This is a genomic window from Domibacillus sp. 8LH (assembly GCF_038806185.1).
GTDB classification, from domain to species: Bacteria; Bacillota; Bacilli; order Bacillales; family Domibacillaceae; genus Domibacillus; species Domibacillus indicus_A.
Genome location: NZ_JAVJNG010000001.1, coordinates 93486 through 116815 on the forward strand (window position 1 = coordinate 93486; position 23330 = coordinate 116815).

Consider the following 23330-nt stretch of genomic DNA (forward strand, 5'->3'; position numbering starts at 1 on the left):
GGATCTCATAAAGGATCCGTTTCAGAGTGTAGAGAAAGTTAGAAAGCAGGCTGATTGAAAACGCCTGCTCTTCCAGGAACGCAGCTGGATGGGAAGCGGAGTGACCTTTTTGGGGTCATGAGCATTCACAGCCAGCAAGTGACGCCGAAAGTGGGCGTTTGCGGGCAGCCTAAAACGGATCCATAAAGGATCCGTTTTTAATTGCTTGTCCATCCGCTACTTGTTCGCAATGGAAGAGAGTGTCTCATATTCTGACTTCTTGGCAGGAGGCGGATTGTTTCTGCCCGCTTTATCTCCTTTTTGAATCGACTGGCTGAGCAGACTTTGAAGGCCGATAGCAAAGGTTAATTCCACTTTAGGGCTGAGCGTCCCGCCCATTTCAATCACGTCATTTAATTCCTCAATCTTATCTACCATAATATCCCTTATAAATTCAATGTCTTCTTTCATCTCCATTCCCGTCCCCTCTCCTCTTAAAAAAACATTTGCTTCTCATGATCAAATGTATGCGGCTTGTCCCTTTTATATGCAAACAAAGTAAAAAGGCTTCTTTTTTCGCGCGCCAAAAAGCCCTCTTAGAGAAGAGATCTAAGAGGGGCTGCTCGCTTTATGATTTTGTATGTCTTGTCCAAATTCGGTCTTTATTGGTTGTGTCTGGAAAATCATCGCCTGCTTTCAGCTCGATTTTTTGAGGATTGGTGACCGAGGAACCTGTTTCACCGATTTCAATGTAAACACCATTATTCGGCGCTTTTTGTCCCGGCTTAAATTGGTTGTTTTGTGACAATGCCCTTTTCCTCCTCTTTTCTTATGGTTAACTTCTGCCTTTTCGTCCCAATTTTGAATTGCGGTTTGCCCCTTTCATCGGGTCCTCCCCGCGGGCAAATTCAACGGAATAATCGGTTTCTTCAACGTTTTTCTTTGGTGTTTTCGCATACTTTTCCACCGCGTCTTTTGTGGCTTTCCGCTTCATAGTCTCTCTCTCCTTTCGCCTTGCCAGCAATCATCGACAGTTTCCCCGGATTTGTGCTTTGTATACACGTTCGGTCGATTCCAGCGTTTTAAAAAGCGCTTTTAGAGTACACGATCCATACAAAAGTGAAGTACAAACAAATGTAAAAAACACAAATCAAAAAACGCGCTGAATCAATGGAGCAATGGCTATGGAATGGTGAAATAAGAATATAATGAATAAATGAAAGCGAACAATAACTAAAAGAAAAAGAACGCCTATTTAGGCGTTCTCAGTGTGTAGAAAAAGTCTTTCGCTTTAAAAAAGAGCCAATAAGTGAAGCCGGCCGGACTTCGCACCCCTTAGGGCAGTGCGGAAGCCTCCTTGGCTGCGCCTGCGGGGTCTCCCGACTCACTGTACTTCCCGCAGGAGTCTTCGTCCGGCAGGCTTCACTAAATGGTGTGGAAGATCCATAAGCAAAGACCGAATAGAAACTTCTCTTTTTTAAACAGAAAGATATGACCTTATTAGCGCTATACAACCTTGTCGCAAGCCACTTGGCGGCGGGAGGGCAGCGCAGACTCCTATGGGCTCAGCGCCTGCCCCATGGAAAGCGGAGCTGCCTAGACGCCGCCGATCTATCCCATTCATGTGCACGGTCACCCATATCATTTATCTACAGTCTGAAAGAATGCCTATTCAGGCTTTCTTTTTCTCCCTGTTTGTATACAGTGTCTATTATATTAAATTCACTTTTCTCACTTTCCAGGCGGATTTCTCCAGCGATTGAAAAATCTGATCGGCAGGCAAAGGCTTGGTGATGAAATACCCCTGGGCTGTATCGCATTCAAACTCTCGAAGCTTTTCTAGTATTTCCTCGTTTTCTACTCCTTCTGCGGTTACCCTTAACGATAGGTTATGCGCTAGATGGATAATAGATTTAACAATAATCATATCGTTCCCATCATGCATCATATCCATTACAAATGATTTATCGACTTTAATCTCATTAACAGGCAAATGCTTTAGGTAAGCTAAAGAAGAGTAGCCGGTGCCAAAATCATCGATAGACAGCACTACCCCCATATGATGTAATTGTGTCAGTACCTGCATCGCTCTCTCAGGGTTCGTCATAATAATGCTTTCTGTAATTTCAAGAGTAAAACATTGAGGAGGCACTTGGTACTTATCTAAAACCACTTTGAGCTTTTCCGGAAGCCCCTCATCCTGCAGATTGCGGGCAGAGAGGTTGACGGAAATAGTGAGATTTAATCCATTATCCAGCCATTGTCGAATTTGGCAAGCAGCCTGGTCAAACACATCAAGAGTAAGCGAATGAATTAATCCTGTTTGCTCTGCCAGTGGAATAAATTCATCAGGAAAAATCAATCCTAATTTCGGATGCTTCCATCGAACAAGCGCTTCCACCCCTACTACCATATTCAATTTAATATCCACTTTAGCTTGATAGTACAACTGCAGCTCTTTATTTTGAATAGCAGAGCTCAATTCCCCCATCAGCATCACTTGATTAAGATTCGATTGCTGCTGTTGATCGTCCGTATAAAAAGAATAGCCGCTGCCGTTTGTTTTAGCTGTATACATAGCGATATCTGCTTTACGGAGCAGCGTTTCTTCATCAATCCCATGTTCAGGAAACAGGGCAATCCCTGCACTGTAATGAACGGTAAGAGGTTTTTCTTCAATCATAAATGGCTGAGATAAAACGCGCTGGATGCGCTGAATAACTGCCATTATATTTTCCTTGGACGCATCCTTCACCAGCAGGGCAAACTCATCACCGCCAAGCCGGGCCACAATGTCTCCATTGCTGCTTACATGTCGGAGGCAATATCCTACTTCTTTTAAAAGCTGGTCTCCCATGTGATGGCCAAGCGTATCATTAATCGTTTTAAACTGGTCCAAGTCCAATAAGATAAGGGCAAACGATGGTTCTTCCGCACAATGCCCCTCAACCATTTCTTTTAAATATTTGTATAAAAAATACCGATTGGGCAAATTTGTTAAAGAATCGTGTGTAGCCTGGTATTCTAATTTTGCCACTTGCTCTTTTCTTTCCGTGATATCACGCATGGCACAAACGAAAATTCGCTCTTTTCCCTGCTCGACATATGCCTGTGCCACTTGCAATTCAGTTGAAAAAGTACTGCTATCGCGTTTCTTTCCCTTTTTTTCAACTAATTTTTCTGTTTGTCTATACCCCTCTGCTTGAAAAAACGGAAGGAGCATCTCAATCGGCTGACCTGCCAGTTTCATCTCTTCATACTGAAAAATCTGGTGGGCGGCAGGATTTGCCATGATAATTTTGCCTTTTTCATTAAAAACAATAATGGCATCTAAATGGGTTTCACTGATTACCTCATATAAGGATTTTGTTTTTTCCAATTCTTTAGCCAGAGACGAAAGCTCCATGTGGGCTTGCTGCAATTCTTCATTTTTCTTTTTCAGCACTTTCTGGTTTTGATAAATATCCACAAAGCGGCTGACTTTAGCCCGGAGTGTTTCCGGTTCAAACGGTTTAAACATATAATCAATGGCACCCACAGAGTAACCCGTATAAACATGTTCGACCTCTTTATTAATAGCCGTCACAAAAATAATGGGAATATGTTTCGTTTTTTCCCGCATTTTAATAATCTTGGCTGTTTCAAAGCCATTTATCCCAGGCATTTGCACATCCAGCAAAATAGCGGCGTATTCTTCCTTCAATAACAGCTTTAAGGCTTCTTCTCCTGAATACGCACTCATAAGCTCATAAGAATCATTTTCTAAAACAGATTCCAAGGCAAATAAATTTTCTGGACGATCATCAACTAATAAAATTTTAATTTTCTTATCCACGTTAATTTCCCCACCTTCTTGTCTGCATTTACCTTATTTTTCGATAGATCTTTTCTTGAATATCTACGTCCTCATACTGCTTTGCATGTTTTGTAAAGCGGATGCTTTCTTTGTTTCCCAAGCCTAAAAATCCAAAAGGGCTTAAGCTGTTGTAAAACAAATCATGAACCTCCTCCTGGAGCGTCCGGTTAAAATAAATCAAAACATTCCGGCACAAAATAAGGTGAAATTCATTAAAAGACTTGTCTGTCACTAAATTGTGCTGGGCAAACACAAGGCATTCTCTAATCCGTGAATGAAACACCGCTTCGTTTGATCTCACGGTATAGTACTCAGAAAATGCCCGTTTCCCGCCTGCTTTAATATAGTTATCTGTGTTATCTTTCATTGTTTTCAGTGAAAACAGCCCTTCTGCAGCTTGCTTTAAGACGCGGGCATTCATATCTGTGGCATAGATTCTAGACTTCGCCAGCAAACCTTCTTCCTCTAACAAAATAGCCAGAGAATAAACTTCCTCGCCGGTCGAGCATCCCGCCACCCAAATGCGGATAAAAGGATAGGTCCTCAGCAGCGGCATCACGTTTTCACGCATAGAAAGAAAAAATAATGGATCGCGGAACATCTCTGTCACATTGATGGAAAAATCATAAAACAGCCGGTTCATACAGGACGGATCATAAATCACTTTTTCTTGAAGCGCCGCGATACCTGTCAGTTTTTCAGCGGCAATTCGATGCCAGGTACGTCGTTTGATCGATGGATACGAATAATTCCGGAAATCATATCCGTATCTTCGAAAAATCGCTTCTAACAGGAGTTCTATTTCCAGCTTTTCTATTTCCTCATGCCTCATGCTGCTTTTCACCCTGTCCGTATAGCCAAACTTTTAACAGCGAAATGAGCTGTTCCGGGTTGATCGGCTTTGCTATATAATCCGATGCTCCAGCTTCTATGCATTTTTCCCGGTCATCCTTCATCGCTTTAGCCGTTAAAGCGATCATTGGCAGTGACCGCCAGTTTATTTTCCGGCGGATATGCTGCATCGTTTCATATCCGTCCATTTCCGGCATCATAATATCTATTAAAATCAAGTCAAATGACATGCCTTCTTCCAGCAGTCGGAGAGCTTCTTTCCCATTTTCTGCAAAAGTCACATTCATATCATGATCTTCTAAAATGCTCGATACAGCAAACAAATTGCGAACGTCATCGTCTACTAGTAAAACCTTTTTCTTCTTTAACACATTGTCCGTTATTGAAGCTGCGGCAGATTGTACTTTCTGCGGCAGGGAACCCGCCGGCAGCTGAAAGATGGCTGCCGTTTCTTGGAGAAGTCTTTCAGGCGACATCGTGTCTTTGATAATAATCGTGTTTGTATACTTGTTTAAATGTATTTCTTCTTTTATCGTTACCTCCTTGCCTGTATAAATGATCATATGGGCAGGTTTGAAGACCGGCTGTTTTTCTAGTTGGCGAAGGAGGTCAAGCCCTGAGACATCCGCAAGTTGTAAATCTAAAATCATGCAGTCAAAACGAGTGACTGCTAAGGACTGCATCGCGTCCGCTCCAGTTCCCGCTGTATAGATATCAATTGGATAAACGCTCATCAGCTCTTTTATGCTCATCCTCTGCTCCTCTTCATCCTCTACAATGAGAAGCTTTTTTCTTATCGAGTCGTCCTGTTCCTTTTCCAGTGTGCCAGCCGGTTTTTCCCTTACTGGCACAGCCGCCTCAGCTGCGGATGCCAGCTGTCCCTCTGCCATTAACAATGATGCAGGTACTTGAACGGTTTGAACCTGGTTTGCTTCTTCATACGGCAAAGACAAACGGAATGTGCTTCCTTTTCCTTCTTCGCTTTCTACATGAATTTCTCCAGAAAGCAGGCGGGCCAGCTCAAGACTGATAGATAATCCAAGTCCTGTGCCTCCATATTTGCGGCTTGTAGTGCCGTCTACCTGCTGAAAAGCCTCGAAAATTAACGACAGCTTATCTTTAGGGATCCCGATTCCTGAATCACTGACGATAAACGAGATATGGTCATTCTCCCGTTTTATGTTTACTATTACATGTCCCTCCTCGGTAAACTTCAAGGCGTTGCTGATCAAATTGTTTAATATCTGATGCAGGCGCATAGAATCTGTGAATACGTGAGCAGGAACGTTTTCCTCTACTACTACTTTAAAATCAATTTCTTTCTGTTCAGCCATAAAAGAAAACTTGGCATGAAGCGTTTCAGCCACTTGGACGAGGGTAACTGGTTTCGCATCTGTTTCAATTTTCCCTGATTCGATCTTGGCTAAATCCAGGATTTCATTGATTAAATGCAGGAGATCCGTTCCCGAAGAGTGGATCGTACGGGCAAATTCCAGCTGCTTTTCTGTCAGGTTACGCTGTGGATTATCAAGCAGCAGTTGGGATAAAATAAGCAGACTGTTTAACGGCGTCCGCAATTCATGAGACATGTTAGCTAAAAATTCTGACTTGTATTTTGAGCTTAGGGCAAGCTGTTCTGCTTTTTGCTCCAAATCCGCCTTCGCCATTTCCACTTCTCTGTTTTTCTGTTCATATTTGCTGTTTTGTTCTTCCAAGTCTGCATTCATATACTCGAGTTCCTGCTGCTGCTGCTGAAGAGATTCTTCTGACGCTTTTAATTCCATTGTCTGCGTTTCTAGTTCTTCATTTAATTTCCGCAGTTCTTCCTGCTGCACTTGCAGCTCTTCTGTTTGAACCTGCAGCTCTTCTGTCATTACTTGGGATTCTTCAAGAAGTTTGGCTAATTGCGTTCTGCTGTAGATGCTGTCCAGAATGATTCCGAGCGTCTGGGCGGTTTCTGTCAGCAATGATTGCTGAATGGCTGTAAAACCTTCGAAAGAGGCAATCTCTGCCACCCCCCACAGTTTTCCTTCAAACTCAACAGGAAGAGCCATAATGGAAAGAGGAGCTGACTCCCCGAGCCCTGACCGGATTGTGATATAGTCAGATGGTACTTTTTTCAGCAGAATGGGCTGCTGTTCAAGAGCGCACTGACCGATAATGCCTTCGCCAACCGAAAACCGATTCTCCATATGCTTTCTTTCTTTAAAAGCATAAGAGCCGGCCAGCTGCAGATCCTCCTGCTCCTCCTCTTTTAAATAAAATACTCCTTGAACTCCCCCAACAAGCGGTGTAATGGTTTGGATATAGGTATTGGCTACACTAAAAACAGACTCCATCCCTTGCAGTTTCGTCGCGATTTCAGCCAGGTTGGCTTTTAACCATCCTTGCTTTTCAATTTCTTGTACATGTTCCTCCAGTGATTGAGCCATTGTATTAAACGCTTTGGCTGCATCGCCAATTTCATCTTTGCGTTTAAGGTGAATTCTCGTTGAGAGACCGGCTTTTCCATCCGCAAAGCTCAACATTACATTTGAGACATGTTGTAAACCGCCTGTAAGCGTGCGCTGCATCCAGATCAGAAATCCAAGCACGACGATTAAAGCGGACAGGCTAAGATAGCCCATATAACGTAAAGCCTTGTTGTATTCATTTAAAGACGCATTCAATTTTTCTTCCATTCCTGTTTCATATAAATCATTCAACTCGTTAATATTTTCAAAAAAGCTTTTTTCGATCTGCGCTCCTGTTCCTGCTAAATAACTCGAAGCTTCCGCCATTCTACCAGCTTCAACATCCAATATGATTTGGTCGCTCAGGCCAATAAAAGATACATAGTTCTTTTCAAGGTTTTCAGCGGCAGCTTTTGTATCATTCTTTGTCGTAATAGACGCTAATTCGGATAGGTTTGTATCCATTTTTCTTTGCGTGTCCTCGATTTCATTTATGAGCTGCTCTTTCGTGGCAGAAGAATCAACGAGAAGCAGATCACGCATAGATTTTGCAATGGCGTTTCCTTCACTTCGAATCGTGGTCGTTAAATCGAGTTTCTTATATTGGCTGCCGGTTAAATCGTGCAGTGTATCCTTAAACTGAAAAAACTGCCCAAAGCCTAATAAAACAATGATACTGACAAAAACAAGTCCTATACTGAACCCTGTCCATAGTTTCGTCCCAATTTTCAACGATTCTCTACTCCTTGCTGCTATGAATTTAAACGAAGCCGGCCCTGTAAAGGTCCATAAAAGTCAGAATGCAAAAAAAGCTTCCTAAAAAGATTAGGAAGCGTCAATAAATAAAGAGTTTTATCTGCTATAAGCATGATATGATACCCTGTTGACTTCAATAATCCAATCCTTTTCGGTAACCGGCTGTCATAGTTTAAAACGTTAGACCCTTGGCTTTGCGTCCTTGCCTTTCGGAAAGTTTGCCTTTATCGGAGATTTCTATTCTATTGGTCATTTACAGCAAACCGCACATGCATGATACAATTGTATCGTGATCATTATATCATATTTTTTAGAAAAGCTCCCATTAAATAGGTATATTTATTTATTTTCTGACTATATGAATGGCTTTTCAATAGCTGTTTCATTTTATTCTCTATTCAACTTTCAGCATGTAAACATAAAAAGAAAATGTCCCGCTGAAAAAACATATAGGAATCAATCAGGTAATCAAAACAAAAAGCAGACAAAAATGCAAAAAGGCCGCCGGTGCATAAACACCAACGGCCTTCCGATAGAGTTTTGTTCAAGAGGATCTAACGATGAGCTGGTTAAAAAGCAAACGAAAGAATCTTCATCCCTTGATAATGATTCTTTGAAGAAAACGAGGATGTTTTATGCAGCAGGATAAAAAGCAGGAAGCTGCTAATAGACATTTTCTTTCACAGCAATCTTTGTGTTTATAAAACCTTTTCATCAACACATTATGTTAGTCTGCGGCCATTCCCATTCATATTTCGGATAAAAAGCGCTTAAAGGTAGCACCATCTACTCTCTCAATAAAGCATGTGTTTCTTTATCTCTTTTGCTTCGGCCTGCAGCTGTTTTGTTTAAAATATTTTAAAAGTCTCTCTTTCTTTTTCATCCACCTTTCCATAAGTTTTACTTTTAAAAACGATCCCTGATATATCTTGCACATATTGCTACCTCTAGTATCGGCCCCGCCTACGCCAAATACCGTGATGGCCACGCGTGCCATCCAACCCAAGTTCTACTATAAAAGAAAGCGTTTACATAATCAATCTTTTTCGGTCGTCAAATAACGACAATCATATGAATCCATTTCTTTTTGCTCGAAATAACACAAAGCGCCTGCTTGTATACCATTCTGCTTTATTGCCCCCATCTACATATGTACACGACTACAAGTAGAGAGAAATGAAAAAACCCCTCATACCTTTTGAAAAGGCATTAAGGGGAAAACGGTGCGTTTATTTTCTTTTTTCCTTAGCCAGATAACGTTCTTCCGATACTTGGAAGGAATGCTCGATTTCCTCAAGTGTACGCCCTTTTGTTTCCGGTACAAACCGCTTAATAAACAAAAGAGATAAAATACCGAGTCCAACAAAAACGAAGAACGTATTAGATAATCCAAATGCGTCAAACAAAACCGGAAACAGCAATCCCACAAGGAAATTCATCATGAAAAGACAAAAAACAGTAATCCCCATTGCCAGCCCTCTTAAATGAAGCGGGAAGATTTCCGACTGCATCAGCCAGGTAACCGGAGAAACCGCAGCCTGTTGAAAAGCAAGGAAAACAACGGTGAGTCCAAGAATGATGTACGGCAGCATGCTGCTGTCTTTCAGCACAATGGACAAGATTCCAATTAACAGCAGAGACGTACTAGTTCCCGCCATGCCGGTAAACAGCATCGGGCGTCTTCCTACTTTATCAAGCAGCGCAATACCCACAAAGGTCGCTAATACAGAAATCACACCGTTGGCGATATTGCCGACCAGAGCCGCTTCTGTTGAAAATCCTGCGTCTTTTAAAATTTCGGTTCCGTAATACATAATCGAATTGACGCCCGTTAACTGCTGAATCATCGCAATACCGATTCCAATCAAAACGAGTCTGCGGACGTGAGGCAGCTTCAAATCTTTAAAAGTCGCTTTTTTGATTTTGCCCTCTTCCTGAATCGTATGTTCAATTTCATTAAATTCCGTTTTCGCCCGCTGCGCTTCTCGAATTTTTTTCAGTACATTCAATGCCTCGACTGATCTTCCTTTTGAAGCGAGCCAGCGCGGGCTTTCCGGAACCATCAGCATCCCGATCCATAGAGCCACCGCCGGTAAGGTCGCAATGACAAGCATATATCTCCAAACATGAGCAAGTTCACCGAAAGAATTGGCTAAAACGGCATTAAATATGTATGCAAGCAATTGGCCTGTGACAATCATCAACTCGTTTTGGGTGACCACTCTCCCCCTGCGTTCAGCAGGTGCCATTTCCGCTAAAAAAGCCGGAACGGTAACCGAAGTGGCTCCAACAGCGAGACCTAATACAATCCGGCAAAAAACCATTATTTCCACGTTTGGTGCAACAGCGCATCCGATTGTAGCAAGTAAAAAAACAAATGCAACACTTAAAATGGTTTTCCGTCTTCCTTTTTTATCAGACATCCTTCCGCCAAATATGGCTCCAAACGCGGCTCCAAGAAGCAGTGAGCTGGTCACAAGTCCTTGTGTAAACGGCGTTAAATTCAACTGGTCTTCCCTGGACATAAAAGGAAGTGCTCCATTCACCACGCCTGTATCGTATCCGTACAGAAGACCACCGAATGTTGAAATGAGCGTAATGAGCTTTAAGTACGCTTTTTGAGATAATGACTGTTGTTTCTGCGGCACTTCCGTTTCGACAGAAGCGCCATCCGCAGATACAAGCCTTCTCGTACTATTTTCTTTCGTTGTCTTCATTTTATCCCTTCTCCCTTTCATGATCGTTATTGTTTATATGTACCTAGGTGCAAAGAAGTGCAGGAGGTAAAACTACATCTACCTCTCTTTTTACTTGTATAAACATGCCAAAAATGAAAAAGAAGAGATTAAATCGCTTACATTTATAAATAAGAAAAAAGCCCCTTTAAAAAGGGACTTTACAGCAAAAAAACAGGAAGCTAAAACTTCTTAGCTCCCGCCCTGCTCTTTTTTCTGCGCTTCTTCCGCCGCTTTCTTAATTGCTTCTTCCATTTTTGCTTTATACAAAGGACTGGCCAGCGTCTCCTCTACGACCCCTTGGAGATATTTTCTGAATTCCTGGCTTTTCATCGCTGTCTGCATCGTTTTCTGCATTTCAGGGTCTTTCATAACGTCGATCAGCATTTTTTGATAATCCGGGTCCTTCATGAGCTCTTTGAGGAGTGCTTCATGTTCCTTTTTCATGCTTTTGGCAAACGTTTCGGCAAATTTAGGATCTTCAAAGGCTTTTTGCCAGAACTCCTTGCCTTTATCAGATGTTAATGTCGTTTGAACCGTTTCTTTGATCACTTTTTCATCCATGATCACTTCCTGCCGGACTTCTTTGTCTTTTATCGCTTCCTGCAGTGCTTTTTTTCCTTCGTCGGTTTTTAATATATCCACAACCATTTTTTTCGTTTCTTCATAGTCGAGTTGATGAGCCTCTTCATTTTGATTGGCACAGCCGGCAGCCAGTATTACCACAACCGATAATAACGTCATCCTAAGAAGTGCATATTTCTTCATCTTGCCCAGCTCCTTTCGCTTTACAGTCCGCTCTTTATATTTTGAATGAGCCGGACGAATGTATACGCGGAAAATGCTGGCGCCGCAAAAAGCCCCTTCCTTTTGTGTGGCGATTTGCTTTACAAATAAAAGGGGTTGAATGAATATGTTCGTAAAGGTGAACGAGATACCAGCTAACTGAAGCACGCCGCGAGTGGCCGCGACCTTCGCGTTAATCAGAATAGCTTTTTTAAAATGATTTTACCTTTTGATTTCCCTTTGGCTTCTTGGCTTTATGGTGCATAATTTCGATCAAATTATCCCTATAATATTTATGTAGTCTCAATCATCACCGACCCAATTTAATTCGATGTTGTTCCTTTTTCGCTTCCTTATCTTCATACATATTTTTATCAGCTTCAGCAAATAAAATTTCCATTTTCCCTATAGAATGGTCACTAACTGCATACTCAATCGACATGTTGATTTTTACGTCTTTTTTATTTATATTATATTCTTTCATTTCTTCAGGAAGCTTTTTACAAAGGATTCAACTTGTGCTTGATCCGTATTTACTAAAATGACAGCGAACTCGTCCCCGCCAATCCATGAAACAATAGCACTCTCCAGGAAATATTACTTTAGTAATTTACGGTTTCTTTTATTAAAGCCTCGCCTTTTTTATGGCTATAGTTATCCTTCAAATATTGTAATTCATCCAAGGCACATCAAATAATGCCTGCGGATACATCTATATCTTCAAAAAACAATCTAAATCTAGGTAATTATCGTTACAAACTTAAACACTTCTTCATAAGTTATTAAAGAAAGGAGTGTTTAAAGAATGTCTTCCTCTTCACAAGAAGATCAAAATATTGAGCAACAAGAGAAACGGTGTGACTGTTGCTGTATTCCCGGACTCGAGAGTGAATTAAGAAAATTAGAAAGCCAAGTTATTTCGGTCATCACTAAAAGTGATATTGAATTTACCGGCAGATTAATAAGAGTGGATGCCCATATCCTTGTACTGAAAGATATAGATGAACCTACTCCTACATTCATTTATATTTCGTTGTGTGAAATTAGTGCATTCATCTTTATAACACCGCTTAATTCTTAATTTAGCAAGTTGAGGTCGGGTTAATATTTTCCGGCTTCTTCACATTTATCCGAGCTTTCACTTTGGGGTTAGCCGGTGTGTCTTCATCCTCCGCAAACATACGATTCTGTTCGCGACGTACATAACGGCCCATCATCTTATTCAGCAAGCCGCTGAGGAAGCCTGGCAGCTTGCGAATGCGCTTCTTTTTTTGTCGTCATCACAGACGTATACAAATCGGAGAAAGTGATGTTTTTGACCAATGATATGCTAACGTATTGAATACCTCATTAATCGTTGCACCATATCCAGCTGTATTTTGCTACGGAGTTTCTGCAGCTTTTTTTATGTATTTGGTTTAAATTCTCGCCGCAGCGGGTAAAGGATTAACCGTGGTAACCCTACCACCTCCTAATTTCTCTACATACGTGTCACTATTTGCTGCGGATTTTCCGCAGCCTTTTTTTATGTATATCACCCGTTGTAGCTTTATTTCGCAAATTTCATACTTGCTGTTTATCGTTCTGTAGAGCGGGTAACAATAAGCAAGGTTCATACCAACTACCTTCATCACTCATCTGTCTTTTGCTGCGGAGTCGCGTCCGCAGCCTTTTTTTTGTATGTGGTTGGTTTATTTTATTGCCGAAACGGGTAGCGATAAACATAGTTTTTGCATTAACTAATTACCCCCTATTTCTTTCCGCTGCGGATTCATCTCCGCGGCTTTTTTTGTGCGATTAACGACGCTGCTTCCGCAAGCATACGCTGACTATCTTCATACATAAAATGGTCCAGCATTTGATCGAATATACGGTTATAATATCCAGCTAAATTCCGAATCTGCTTTATCTTAGTCGTCATTACAGCTGCCCATAACGCTTCATATCCGGCAGGTTCAACGTCTGTCTGTTCGAATGCTCCGTACTTAGCCAGCAGCGTAGAATGTGTCTTGTACGTACCATATCATCGGCTGAAAAGCACCTGGTTATCTCCGATTGTTGATGAAATCGGCTCTTTAAATTTGCAGTAAAATGGACGACACAGTGAATACGTATACTCCGGGCCCCTTTCCGCCGGGTTTACCACATAAACATTTTAGCCTGTAAACGTCAACTGGATCGTATAGTTCTTTTTCGTAGAATCGATTCACTTGTTAGTTAAAACTCATGGAAGGTTGTCTAGTCTCTGGCAAAATGTTTTAGGAGTGTATCCATTTCTGCTTTGCTGCCGGTAATTTACACGACCATACGATAATTTTTTATATAGGCTCTGTTACATGTTGCGGCTGATTTTCTTGTTGAACAAACGGGGCAGATTAACTGAATAAAGCTCCCGACATCTGAATATTACAATATAAAGATAATCCAGAAAATGGGGGTGTTGCAATTGAGGATATTAGTTACAGGTGCAACAGGACAACTGGGTACAGCTTTGCTAAATCAACTTAAAGGTTCTGATTATAAAGTTAAAATAACTTCGAGAAGAAAACCTGAAGAAACAGGACATTTCGAGTGGGTTTATAGCGATTTATTATCTTTTGAAGGTATAGAAGAAGCAGTAAATGAAGTAGATGTAATTATTCACGCAGCAACAAGCCCGATTAAAAATTCAAAAAACGTTGAGGTTTCAGGTTTTGAGGAATTTTTAAGAAAGATTCAACACATAAAACATTTTATTTACCCATCAATTGTGGGCATAGATGAAATACCATTCAATTATTATAAGCTAAAATATGAAGCAGAAGGTTTATTAAAGAATAGTTCTATCCCTTATACAATTGTACGTGCGACTCAGTTCCATAACTTCGTTGACAATTTATTTTTATCAAAACCTTTCTTTAAAAGATATATTGTCCCTGGAAATATTAAATGTCAAAGTGTCGATGTAAGTGAATTTGCCAATCATTTAATAGGTTTAGTGGATAAAGGTCCACAAGGAAGAGCGAATGATTTTGGCGGCCCAGATATAATGACATTAAGAGAAATGGCTGAACTCAAAATCAAAGTAAATAATGAAACAAATAAAATTTTAAGCATTTCCTTACCAGGAAAACTATATAGATCTTTCCTCGATGGAAAAAATACCAATACTATTCAAAAAGCAGGGAAAATTACATTCGAAGAATATTTAAGTAATAAGATAGAGTGAAGATGTTTTATGTGTGAGGTTGTTGGGGCTTTCTTAATGATTGTGAAGAAATATACTTAACTAAACAGGGGCCTTACTATCGCTTAACAGAGCCTTTATATAAAAAGAACTAACTCCTCAAAAGAGTCAGCTCTTTATTTCAACAACTTTATGGATTGTATAGTGCCCTACATCGAGCTGGTTATCAAGCCTGTCCATTGCTGCCTCTTTGGCTTTAGCTGCGGTTTCTTCTGCGACTTCAATAGTTTTTAAATCTAATGGTATTTTTTCATAGTATTGAACTTTGTAATTGGGCATTTTTGTCCCTCCTTTTTTAAGGATATTACCACAACCAATCACAACGAAACATTACGTTATGTAACACTATGCTACTCCATTTTGGCTACTTTCTTCGATTGGCTTTATTTAGATATACTCTGCGGTCTATGAACGTTAACCGGCTTGTACAGCCCCTTTTCGTGTAATCGAGTCATGTATTAGTTAAAAGTTTAGAGGCTGGAAAGTTATTAAATAAAACTTCTTCTTTAGAGCATTCATTCATTTCATGAAATAGGGGAGCTGGCTTTCACAAGTAAATTCCAAAAAGTCGGCTGTAAGGCGCAAAAGCGTGATCAGCAAAAAGAGATGCCTTGTTAGGGCACCTCTTCTTAAGCAGACTATCGTGTTGACATTTCATCTTTTGGCAAGCAGCAATGCTTTCTGGGATACATATTTCTCGGATGCCTTTTGTTTTTGCGCGTCAAATTCGGTTTTAAAAACAGCCGTTACGTGTTCATTTAGATCAAGTACAGCGGCCCGATCCAGCCAGATGGGGCTGGCAAAGAAGGCATCGAATGCCACATCCTCTACGTCATGCTTCTTCATATACGCAAAGATGCATTTCATTAATTGCTTTTTTCCGCTGGATTTCAGTGTATCCTCGTGTAGATACCGTTCTTCAGGTGTTTTATTTGATTTGTACGTCGCATGAACATCCAGTTTTCCGTGAAGATAGCGAAACACTTTTAAGGTATTCATCGAATCATCGAAGCTGTTGTGTGCCTGCCCGTCTGCTTCGATTTGGAACACCTCCATGGTTTTAGTCAGGCTGGGGGTGTTGCCGTTAAAGGTATCATACAGGCCAAACTGAAGAATCGGCAATATGTCAATATAGGTGGACAGGTTCAGGGAAGGAAGCCGGTAACGTTTGCATTCCTTTTCTAGGAAACGAAAATCTTCTTTCCCCCATGTCACAAAACAGGATTCCTCCGTGCCAAGAAACGCCTTAAACTTCTTTAATACATGTGGAAAAGACGGGGCGGAAGACACATCCCGCTCCGTGATGCCTGTTAGTTTTTTCGTAAACGATGTTAACCGTTCTGCCGGCTTCACCAGGGATGAAAAGACATCGACCACGTCCAAGGTAGCGGGCGACACTTTCAGAGCCGAGATTTCGATAATTTCTTCCAGGTGGTGTGGATTCCATTTTGACGCATTCCATTCAATATCAAGTACGATGTAATTCACAGTATCCTGCCTCTCTCATTGTCTATTTCTCATTATACAGCCATTTGAGAAAAGAAACAGAGAAAAATGAGTGAACAAAATGAAGCATCTGATATCTGGTCTCGTAGCAGCGTGTGTGTTTGCCAAGGGCGCGGAAACATGAAAAATCCTTATGGATGTGATTCTCTCCTTCAACTTCCACACGACCATGCTCTTTCCCCGCCCCTTGTCGATTGTCCACTTTTCAAGAAAACCTCTCGAAAAACTGGATAGCGCGACCTTGCAATTGATAAAAACAAAAAGAGACGCCTTGTTAAGACACCTCTTTCACGCAAATTACCGTGGTCACATCCTGCAATATTTTTTTCTTGGTCACACAGTTGGTCACATTTCATCCAATTTTCGCGCGACCCCACTCTCCTCTTTATCCTTACCGGTTATCCACCGTTTCTGGATACAGGTCATGGTTCATCATGCGGTACTCAGCCATTTTTTCGTATTTCGTGCCAGGCTTCCCGTAGTTCGTGTACGGGTGAATGGATCCTGTTAAATGCCTTTTTTATTTGTTTTTAAATATTGCTCGATTCTATTCATCGCTTCATTCAATTTTTCCATCGAATAAGCAAAGGAGATACGCAATCGATCCGATCCTCCTTTTGTAAAAACGGTACTGGGCAGAAGACCTACTTTCGCTTGCTGCAACAGTTCCATGCTGAATGCATACGAATCATGATGAAATCTTGTTATACTTGGAAACGCATAAAACGTTCCATCAGGCACAATTGTATCGAATCCCAGGGCATTTAATCGTTTACACAAGTAATCTCTCCGTTTTTGATATTCAAGTTTCATTTGTTCCACTTCTTTTTCTCCGTGATTGAGGGCATAGGCAGCGGCTTCTTGTGAGATAGAAGAGATACTTGTATTGAGGTATTCATGAACTTTAAACAGTTCATTGGTGATATAGGAAGGCGCAAGCGTACATCCGATTCTCCATCCCGTCATCGCATGAGACTTGGACACGCCATTAATAACAATCACTTTTTCTCTTATAGAAGGAAATGAAGCGATGGATTGATGAGGCTGATCAAAAACCAATTCACTGTACAATTCATCTGAAATGACGAAAACATTATGTTTTTCGATGACTTTCGCCAAATCCATTAACTCATCTTTTGTTAGGATGGCGCCTGTTGGATTAGAGGGGAACGTTAGAATGATTGCTTTTGTTTTAGGTGTAATGGCTTGCTCCAGTTGTTCTTTTGTTAACTTAAAACGAGTACCGCTAACATCAATAGGCACGAGCACACCGCCGCACAACTTTATAACGGGCTCATACCCTGGATAAGCGGGTGTTGCAAGGATAACTTCATCACCTGGTGACAAAAGGGTCTTCAACGTAAGAAACACGGCTTCCGTTGTCCCATTCGTGACAATAATTTCAGTGTCGGGGCTATACGATAAATGGTATCTCCGTTCCATAAATGATGACACTGCTTTTCGCAGTGCGGGTTCCCCCGCCGTTGGTGCATAAAACGTGCGATTGTTGTCTATGGCAGCCTTCCCTGCTTCTTTTATTAAAAAGGGCGTTTGAAAATCAGGTTCGCCTATTGTTAATGCCACGACACCATCGTATGTTTTAATTATTTCAGACATTTTTATGATCCCAGAAATTCCGAGTGACTGCACATCTTTATTGAATAAATTTTTCATAAAATCCACTCACTCGCTTCCAAGTTTTTCTGTACTTTAAAAGAAGAAAAATAAGCCCTTTGAGTGAAAAAATATTAAACATAAACAAATCTTGTTTTGTTCATTTTCATCTCCGTAAAATGACTACATGGATTTCACTTGTGCTTTGTTTGGATAAATTCGATATTGGCACCATTCCGACACCCTTTTCATCTCTCTCCAAAAGCATTTTTGTTTATTCTTATTATATTATTTTTATATTTATTGGTTTAAAACAATAAACGCTAAATTAAATCACAACGGAAGGCACGAGTCTGTGGTGCCATTTTATCAATTTCTAAAATATAAGATTTTTCGAAAACCGAAACCGTATAAACTACCCTGTATCTTAGTAAAAGCTTGTTCACAAAAATATTTGTTTATAAAAAAAGACATCTCCAAATGGAGACATCTCTTTTTTTACGTATAATACGTGGTCACATTTCAGCCAATTTTGTGTAACCACGCTCATACCTGCACCTCTTACCGGTTATCAACCGGTCATGGTTTTATTTCACCAAATGTTCTATTTAAAAGCTCATTTCCTGACCTGTAACCATCACCAGGCATTCACGCAAAACGCCGCTGCAGCGCCTTACACGCCAGCCAAACGAGAAACGTCACGGGCAATCATGACTTCTTCGTTTGTCGGAATAACGATTCGCTAATTATCACATCCAAAGCCCTTTAGATATGTGTTTATCTTGATAATAGCATAAATCAGTTATTGTTTCATGCTATTTTGAGTTTCATTTTCATCTTAGTCACTTAAATAAGTTTCCTCATTGAGCGCTACCCTGTCAAGGTAGCGCTCTCCCAGCTGAGCTAAGGAATCTTTGGAGGTTAATGCACAACTTTTTAATCAATATTATTGAATTGGTCACAGGCTCGTGACCAATTCTTTTAAAACACAAAAAAAGACCACCTCCAAAGAGATGATCTTCTTTCCCGGAAACCCTTCTCCTATAAGGGTTACGCTAGGTTTTAACACCTTATGATTCCTACTGGTGCAAAAAGAGGGATGAAACCGGCAAACGGGAAAAGACAGCCCGGTTTTGCAGGAGTGGGAACAATACCCGGATAATCAGGAAAAAGACCATAGCTCAATTCTCTATGGTCTTTAGCTAAATTAAAAAACTCATGTTTTTGTTTTATTCAGCTCTTATTCAATGGAGCTTACCTAGCCGGCAGCGATACCCATGTTTCTTGAAGCCACTTGTCAAAGTCTGCTCCTTTTTCGCCTTCATACGTATCGTATACATCAAGCCGCATCTTTTTCAATTTTTCTTCAAATTCTTTAAATGTGTGGCCTTCCGGCAAACTTTTCTTAATGCGCAGCAAAATCTTATTTACATCTTTTATCGCACCGCTTTTTTTCTGCGGTGGCATTTGAACGTCTTCCCCTAGCTTTTTCAGCTGTCGGAACGCCGCTTCTTGTACTTTATATACTGTATCGGCGGCCATAATCCGCTTTAACAGCTTAATGGTTTGGTCGTTTTTCCACTGGCCCAGCTCTTCCACCGCATCTAAACGTTCTCTCCAGTTAGACGTCCGGTCGGCCGACTTTTTTAATTCCTTAAAATTTGGGGGCAGCTCACTTTTTACTTCTTTATGATTCAAACGATCCGATCTCCTTTTGATTAAACATCTTTTTAGTCAAGATAAAAACAAACAACCTTGCTTCAACAGCTATTGTACCATGATTTAATCAAGTACATACCTTTTTGGCTCAACTGAACTGATTCAGTCTGCCTTATGACCAGCACTGCTGATAAGCCAAGCCCCTTGAATGAAAAAATGACTTACCTTTTTGGTAAGTCAAGGGCTTGGTAAGCAAACTGAAACTTTCCGCCGTCCGCTACTTCTGCATGGTACAGTGCTTTAAGAGCAAAGTTTTTTTCAAGGTTGTGTTCCTTCATCAGTTCTTTTAAACGCAGCTGTAATTCTTCATTTTCTTTAACAAGCTGTTTCATCTGTGGTTTTAAATATTTCATAAGCCGGTGAACCCCTTTCTAAAACCATTCATCTAGTATATCATCCAGCAAACGATTTGTGGGGAAATAACCGGCTTGCTTTTGAAGGCGGAGTTTATGAAAGTCAGGATACCCGGCTTTTTTCGCTGTTTGTTTTAACTCCTCTATATCTTCGTAAACAGATACAACCCGCCCTGTATAATCATTTAGTTCTCCTGCTGCCATATAATAAGCAAAAGGTAGCGACTACGACTCTAAAACTTATTACAGGGAGAATTCACACAGAATGTGAAGCCTTTACGTTCTCCTCTTGAATTCGGTTTGTGAAGTTCGTGTTTTTTGCTTTCTTCCATCGTTTAAATGTCTTATAGGACTGAATTTTTCATGTTGTTCCTTAATTGTGTCGTCAAGTACATGTGAATAAATCAGAGTTGTTTTTATATCAGCATGTCCGAGGATTTTCTGTAAAATTCGAATAGAACCGCCGTTTTTGAGAAACATCATACTGCTTGTATGCCGGAAAATGTGTGGATGTATTCTCCTGTTAATTCCTGCCCGCCTTGCAATTTCATGAATATGCTTTCTTGCTGCATCTGTACCTAGTTTATTGCCTGCATGTGTCAGAAAAATGTATTCATTTTCCCAGTCATCACATTCTTCAATTAACTTTTCTAAAAGGTTCAATGTCTTTTTTGTTACTGGCACAATTCTAAACAAGCTATTTTTTGTTTCATTAAAGGTTATTGAGCCGTTTTGAAAGTCAATATCTTGCTTTTTTAATGCTAAAACTTCTCCTATTCTTCCAAACGAATCGAGCAGCACATGAATTAAAACTGCTGATCTAAAATCAGCGAACCAAGAATGGTCAAGTGATTTCAATATTTTCTGTATTTCTTCCTCAGTCAAAGTTTCAACCTGCTTTTTCTGAAATTTAATATTTTTAATTTCCATAAAAGGATTTTCTTCAAGGTGTCCTTCATTAATGAGTGTTGAAAATGCCCTTTCGCCAGTCGCAAGTATGAATTTGCAGAACTGACGGAAACACCTATCTTTTTCTCTCTTCCCCATCTTACTCCTTGAAATTGCTGTTTTTCAGTTAGCTGCCATTCCAAAAACCTTCTTGCATCGCTGATTGAGAAATTCTCCATATATTTATTTTTAGCAAAACACCGCTCCAAGTCATTGAATAACTTGTTATAATTCTCAATTGTATGTTTTGATAGTCCCTCTATTTTCTTTACTCTTATCACAATTTCCCGTGCTTTCTCAACAGACAATCCACTTTGAATTTTTGTTTTTCTTCTGGCCATAAAAAAACCCTCTTTTCCGTGTTAAAATTCACACATCTAAGAGGGTAAAGGGTCAAAATCAGTTATGATTGCTGATGACCCAAAACGTTTTATTTAAATGGATAATTCGCTCACCATCAACCAGCCAAAAACGCTGCTGTAGCGCCTTACACACCAGCCAAACGAGAAACGTCACGGGCAATCATGACTTCTTCGTTTGTCGGAATGACGATGACTTTAACTGGTGAGTGCGGGTAGCTGATAAACTGCTCTTTACCGCGTGTATTGTTCAGTGCTGGATCCCAGTAAACGCCCATAAATTCAAGGCCGTTCAAAATACGGGCACGAGAAGCAATATCGTTTTCACCAATACCAGCAGTGAAAATAATCGCATCTACACCAGACATACGAGCTGCATATGAACCGATGTATTTGTGAATACGGCTTGCAAATACTTCAAGTGCTGTGATCGCACGCTCATTGCCTTCTTCTGCCGCTGTAGACAAGTCACGAAGGTCGCTTGATACACCAGAAACGCCAAGCATACCGCTTTTTTTGTTTAAGATATCCAGTACTTCGTCCGCTGTCTGGCCTGTTTTCTCCATGATAAATGGAATCAAGGCCGGGTCGATGTTTCCGGAGCGTGTTCCCATTGCTACACCGGCAAGCGGCGTGAAGCCCATAGATGTGTCAATAGATTTTCCGCCTTCAATGGCAGCGATGCTGGCGCCATTTCCAAGGTGGCAGGAAATTAAGCGAAGCTGGTCGATTGGACGGCCAAGCAGAGCTGCAGCACGCTCAGATACGTATTTGTGAGAGGTACCGTGGAAGCCGTATTTCCGGATGCCGTATTCTTTGTAATATTCGTACGGCAGGCTGTATAGGAATGATTTCTCTGGCATTGTTTGGTGGAACGCTGTATCAAATACCGCTACAGCTGGCACGTTTGGCAATACCGATTGGAACGCACGAATACCTGTTATGTTCGCCGGGTTATGAAGCGGTGCAAGTTCAGACAATTCTTCGATTTGCGCTAAAGTTGCGTCATCGATCAAAGCAGAGTCGCTGAATTTTTCGCCGCCGTGTACGACACGATGGCCGATACCGTCGATTTCGTCAAGTGACGACACGATGCCGTGTGATACAAGTTTTGACAAAAGCATTTGTACGGCAACAGAATGATCCGGAATATCCGTTACTTCTGTGTCTGTTGTGCCGTCTGGCTTTGTAATAGAGAAAACAGAATCCTGTAAACCAATTCTCTCCACAAGGCCTTTTGTCAGTACCGTTTCATGCGGCATTTCAAAAAGCTGAAATTTTAATGATGAACTTCCTGCGTTAATCGCAATTACTTTAGACATTATATCCTCCTAGGTGTCGAACAATTTATCTCTCTATATAGAGATAACGCGTTCCGAACAAAATAGCAAGTACTCTTCCTTAATAAACCGTTTACATCCAAAAATAAGTATTTTCTGAAAAATCTGCTTCGTGTTTCGAATCCGCTTTTTCCTGTTTATTTTTTTGTACTTCGTGTAAAAATACGCCAAATTATTTTTAAAAATATGGTTTTCCCAATAAAACGCATATACACTACTCCCATCAAATAAACACTGAAAAAGGAGCAGTGCTTTTGATTGGAATTTCTCGCTCTTCTAAAAAGGAACCTGATGCGCTTTTTATGCATACATCCGGTGAAATCAAAATTGAAGCAGCCCGTGCTGGTGAACATGGAAAAGGATTTGCGGTGGTCGCCGAAGAAATCCGCAAGCTGTCTGACAAAACAAAAGAGTCAACGGTAAATGTCTCTGCTCATATTACGAAAACACATGATTTAATCCGGCAGATGAGCGAATCCGTCGGCGCCGTCAACCAGGTTGTAAAAGAAGGCATTTCCAGCATGGCCAAAACGGATGAGGATTTTTCCACTCTTCTTTCCCTCATCAGCGATACGAAAGAACAAAATGTAGACATCGATCGCAAAATGCAGCAGTTTTTCGACGTGATTCAGGAAATCGAGCGGGCCTCCAAGCAAGTAGCAGGCTCGGCTGTCACTTTAAACAGTGTCACGGAATCATTTTAAATTTTATAGAACCGCCCATCAGAGCGGTTCTTTTTTGTGATAAAATATGAAATACACTGCTTGAAATGGGGGACAGCTAGTTGATTAAGCGATACCTTGTTTTTATTTTGTTTATCACAGCCATTTATTATGTATGGCTTTTTT

General features: G+C 40.7%; 22 protein-coding genes, 1 pseudogene and 1 riboswitch. Of the genes and pseudogenes, 4 read left to right on the top strand and 19 right to left on the bottom strand.

The window, feature by feature from the left end; genetic code table 11:
- Positions 1-54: 54 nt before the first annotated feature.
- Positions 55-186, top strand: coding sequence for a hypothetical protein (locus RG959_RS00490; protein ID WP_342795536.1), 132 nt, complete (start codon positions 55-57; stop codon positions 184-186).
- Between the two features lie 30 nt (positions 187-216).
- Here RG959_RS00490 and RG959_RS00495 read toward each other — a convergent pair whose 3' ends face one another.
- The 9 genes from RG959_RS00495 to RG959_RS00535 all read right to left on the bottom strand — a co-directional run bounded on the left by RG959_RS00495 (position 217) and on the right by RG959_RS00535 (position 11901).
- Positions 217-456 (bottom strand): hypothetical protein, encoded by a 240-nt coding sequence (locus RG959_RS00495; RefSeq protein WP_342795537.1) that lies wholly within the window; start codon positions 454-456, stop codon positions 217-219.
- Between the two features lie 151 nt (positions 457-607).
- Positions 608-787, bottom strand: coding sequence for a YjzC family protein (locus tag RG959_RS00500; RefSeq protein ID WP_242232845.1), 180 nt, complete (start codon positions 785-787; stop codon positions 608-610).
- Positions 788-814: 27 nt separating this feature from the next.
- Positions 815-973, bottom strand: coding sequence for a hypothetical protein (locus RG959_RS00505; RefSeq protein WP_242233181.1), 159 nt, complete (start codon positions 971-973; stop codon positions 815-817).
- 717 nt (positions 974-1690) lie between these two features.
- On the bottom strand, positions 1691-3814 hold the full coding sequence (locus RG959_RS00510; protein WP_342795538.1) for an EAL domain-containing protein: 2124 nt from the start codon (positions 3812-3814) through the stop codon (positions 1691-1693).
- A 28-nt stretch (positions 3815-3842) separates the two neighbouring features.
- Positions 3843-4667 (bottom strand): CheR family methyltransferase, encoded by an 825-nt coding sequence (locus RG959_RS00515; protein WP_342795539.1) that lies wholly within the window; start codon positions 4665-4667, stop codon positions 3843-3845.
- Entirely contained in the window at positions 4657-7872 is a 3216-nt protein-coding gene (locus tag RG959_RS00520) for a response regulator (protein ID WP_342795540.1), read from the bottom strand. The genes RG959_RS00515 and RG959_RS00520 overlap by 11 nt, the downstream gene beginning before the upstream one ends.
- Before the next feature lie 174 nt (positions 7873-8046).
- Positions 8047-8129, bottom strand: a riboswitch (cyclic di-GMP riboswitch).
- Positions 8130-9125: 996 nt separating this feature from the next.
- Positions 9126-10613, bottom strand: a complete 1488-nt coding sequence (locus RG959_RS00525) for a sugar porter family MFS transporter (RefSeq protein ID WP_342795541.1) — start codon at positions 10611-10613, stop codon at positions 9126-9128.
- A gap of 210 nt (positions 10614-10823) precedes the next feature.
- On the bottom strand, positions 10824-11399 hold the full coding sequence (gene gerD, locus RG959_RS00530) for a spore germination lipoprotein GerD (RefSeq protein ID WP_309087945.1): 576 nt from the start codon (positions 11397-11399) through the stop codon (positions 10824-10826).
- A 328-nt stretch (positions 11400-11727) separates the two neighbouring features.
- Positions 11728-11901, bottom strand: coding sequence for a hypothetical protein (locus RG959_RS00535; protein ID WP_342795542.1), 174 nt, complete (start codon positions 11899-11901; stop codon positions 11728-11730).
- Positions 11902-12222: 321 nt separating this feature from the next.
- On the opposite strand from RG959_RS00535, the gene RG959_RS00540 reads away from it, so the two are divergent.
- On the top strand, positions 12223-12498 hold the full coding sequence (locus RG959_RS00540; protein WP_342795543.1) for an LSm family protein: 276 nt from the start codon (positions 12223-12225) through the stop codon (positions 12496-12498).
- A gap of 690 nt (positions 12499-13188) precedes the next feature.
- Here the strand turns inward: RG959_RS00540 and RG959_RS00545 are convergent.
- The gene (locus RG959_RS00545; RefSeq protein WP_342795544.1) at positions 13189-13338 is read right to left on the bottom strand and encodes a hypothetical protein; all 150 of its coding nucleotides are present in this window, start codon (positions 13336-13338) and stop codon (positions 13189-13191) included.
- Positions 13339-13854: 516 nt separating this feature from the next.
- Here RG959_RS00545 and RG959_RS00550 point away from each other — a divergent pair.
- Positions 13855-14625 (top strand): SDR family oxidoreductase, encoded by a 771-nt coding sequence (locus RG959_RS00550; RefSeq protein WP_342795957.1) that lies wholly within the window; start codon positions 13855-13857, stop codon positions 14623-14625.
- A gap of 126 nt (positions 14626-14751) precedes the next feature.
- On the opposite strand, the gene RG959_RS00555 is transcribed toward RG959_RS00550, so the two are convergent.
- The 9 genes and pseudogenes from RG959_RS00555 to RG959_RS00595 all read right to left on the bottom strand — a co-directional run bounded on the left by RG959_RS00555 (position 14752) and on the right by RG959_RS00595 (position 22464).
- On the bottom strand, positions 14752-14922 hold the full coding sequence (locus RG959_RS00555) for a hypothetical protein (protein ID WP_342795545.1): 171 nt from the start codon (positions 14920-14922) through the stop codon (positions 14752-14754).
- A 375-nt stretch (positions 14923-15297) separates the two neighbouring features.
- Entirely contained in the window at positions 15298-16131 is an 834-nt protein-coding gene (locus RG959_RS00560; protein ID WP_342795546.1) for a 3'-5' exonuclease, read from the bottom strand.
- Positions 16132-16540: 409 nt separating this feature from the next.
- Positions 16541-16651 (bottom strand): annotated as a pseudogene (locus RG959_RS00565) (preQ(1) synthase); the annotation flags it as partial.
- A gap of 5 nt (positions 16652-16656) precedes the next feature.
- The gene (locus RG959_RS00570; protein WP_342795547.1) at positions 16657-17823 is read right to left on the bottom strand and encodes an aminotransferase class I/II-fold pyridoxal phosphate-dependent enzyme; all 1167 of its coding nucleotides are present in this window, start codon (positions 17821-17823) and stop codon (positions 16657-16659) included.
- 1194 nt (positions 17824-19017) lie between these two features.
- Positions 19018-19461: a HEAT repeat domain-containing protein gene (locus RG959_RS00575; RefSeq protein WP_251270802.1), complete on the bottom strand. Its 444-nt coding sequence runs from the start codon at positions 19459-19461 to the stop codon at positions 19018-19020.
- A 182-nt stretch (positions 19462-19643) separates the two neighbouring features.
- Positions 19644-19835, bottom strand: a complete 192-nt coding sequence (locus RG959_RS00580; protein WP_242233738.1) for a hypothetical protein — start codon at positions 19833-19835, stop codon at positions 19644-19646.
- Between the two features lie 276 nt (positions 19836-20111).
- Positions 20112-20720 (bottom strand): tyrosine-type recombinase/integrase, encoded by a 609-nt coding sequence (locus RG959_RS00585; protein WP_342795548.1) that lies wholly within the window; start codon positions 20718-20720, stop codon positions 20112-20114.
- A complete protein-coding gene (locus RG959_RS00590) occupies positions 20717-21124 on the bottom strand; it encodes a hypothetical protein (protein ID WP_342795549.1) in 408 nt (135 codons plus the stop codon). The genes RG959_RS00585 and RG959_RS00590 overlap by 4 nt, the downstream gene beginning before the upstream one ends.
- Positions 21125-21270: 146 nt before the next feature.
- The gene (locus RG959_RS00595) at positions 21271-22464 is read right to left on the bottom strand and encodes an acetate kinase (RefSeq protein WP_342795550.1); all 1194 of its coding nucleotides are present in this window, start codon (positions 22462-22464) and stop codon (positions 21271-21273) included.
- 272 nt (positions 22465-22736) lie between these two features.
- On the opposite strand from RG959_RS00595, the gene RG959_RS00600 reads away from it, so the two are divergent.
- On the top strand, positions 22737-23186 hold the full coding sequence (locus tag RG959_RS00600; protein ID WP_342795551.1) for a methyl-accepting chemotaxis protein: 450 nt from the start codon (positions 22737-22739) through the stop codon (positions 23184-23186).
- Positions 23187-23330: the final 144 nt, after the last annotated feature.

Bases quoted from the DNA above. Each gene is read 5' to 3' on its own strand.
- RG959_RS00495 (WP_342795537.1), bottom strand. From the start codon at position 456: ATGGAGATGAAAGAAGACATTGAATTTATAAGGGATATTATGGTAGAT.
- RG959_RS00505 (WP_242233181.1), bottom strand. From the start codon at position 973: ATGAAGCGGAAAGCCACAAAAGACGCGGTGGAAAAGTATGCGAAAACA.
- RG959_RS00515 (WP_342795539.1), bottom strand. From the start codon at position 4,667: ATGAGGCATGAGGAAATAGAAAAGCTGGAAATAGAACTCCTGTTAGAA.
- RG959_RS00525 (WP_342795541.1), bottom strand. From the start codon at position 10,613: ATGAAGACAACGAAAGAAAATAGTACGAGAAGGCTTGTATCTGCGGAT.
- gerD (WP_309087945.1), bottom strand. From the start codon at position 11,399: ATGAAGAAATATGCACTTCTTAGGATGACGTTATTATCGGTTGTGGTA.
- RG959_RS00535 (WP_342795542.1), bottom strand. From the start codon at position 11,901: ATGAAAGAATATAATATAAATAAAAAAGACGTAAAAATCAACATGTCG.
- RG959_RS00540 (WP_342795543.1), top strand. From the start codon at position 12,223: ATGTCTTCCTCTTCACAAGAAGATCAAAATATTGAGCAACAAGAGAAA.
- RG959_RS00545 (WP_342795544.1), bottom strand. From the start codon at position 13,338: ATGACGACTAAGATAAAGCAGATTCGGAATTTAGCTGGATATTATAAC.
- RG959_RS00555 (WP_342795545.1), bottom strand. From the start codon at position 14,922: ATGCCCAATTACAAAGTTCAATACTATGAAAAAATACCATTAGATTTA.
- RG959_RS00570 (WP_342795547.1), bottom strand. From the start codon at position 17,823: ATGAAAAATTTATTCAATAAAGATGTGCAGTCACTCGGAATTTCTGGG.
- RG959_RS00580 (WP_242233738.1), bottom strand. From the start codon at position 19,835: ATGAAATATTTAAAACCACAGATGAAACAGCTTGTTAAAGAAAATGAA.
- RG959_RS00590 (WP_342795549.1), bottom strand. From the start codon at position 21,124: ATGGCCAGAAGAAAAACAAAAATTCAAAGTGGATTGTCTGTTGAGAAA.
- RG959_RS00595 (WP_342795550.1), bottom strand. From the start codon at position 22,464: ATGTCTAAAGTAATTGCGATTAACGCAGGAAGTTCATCATTAAAATTT.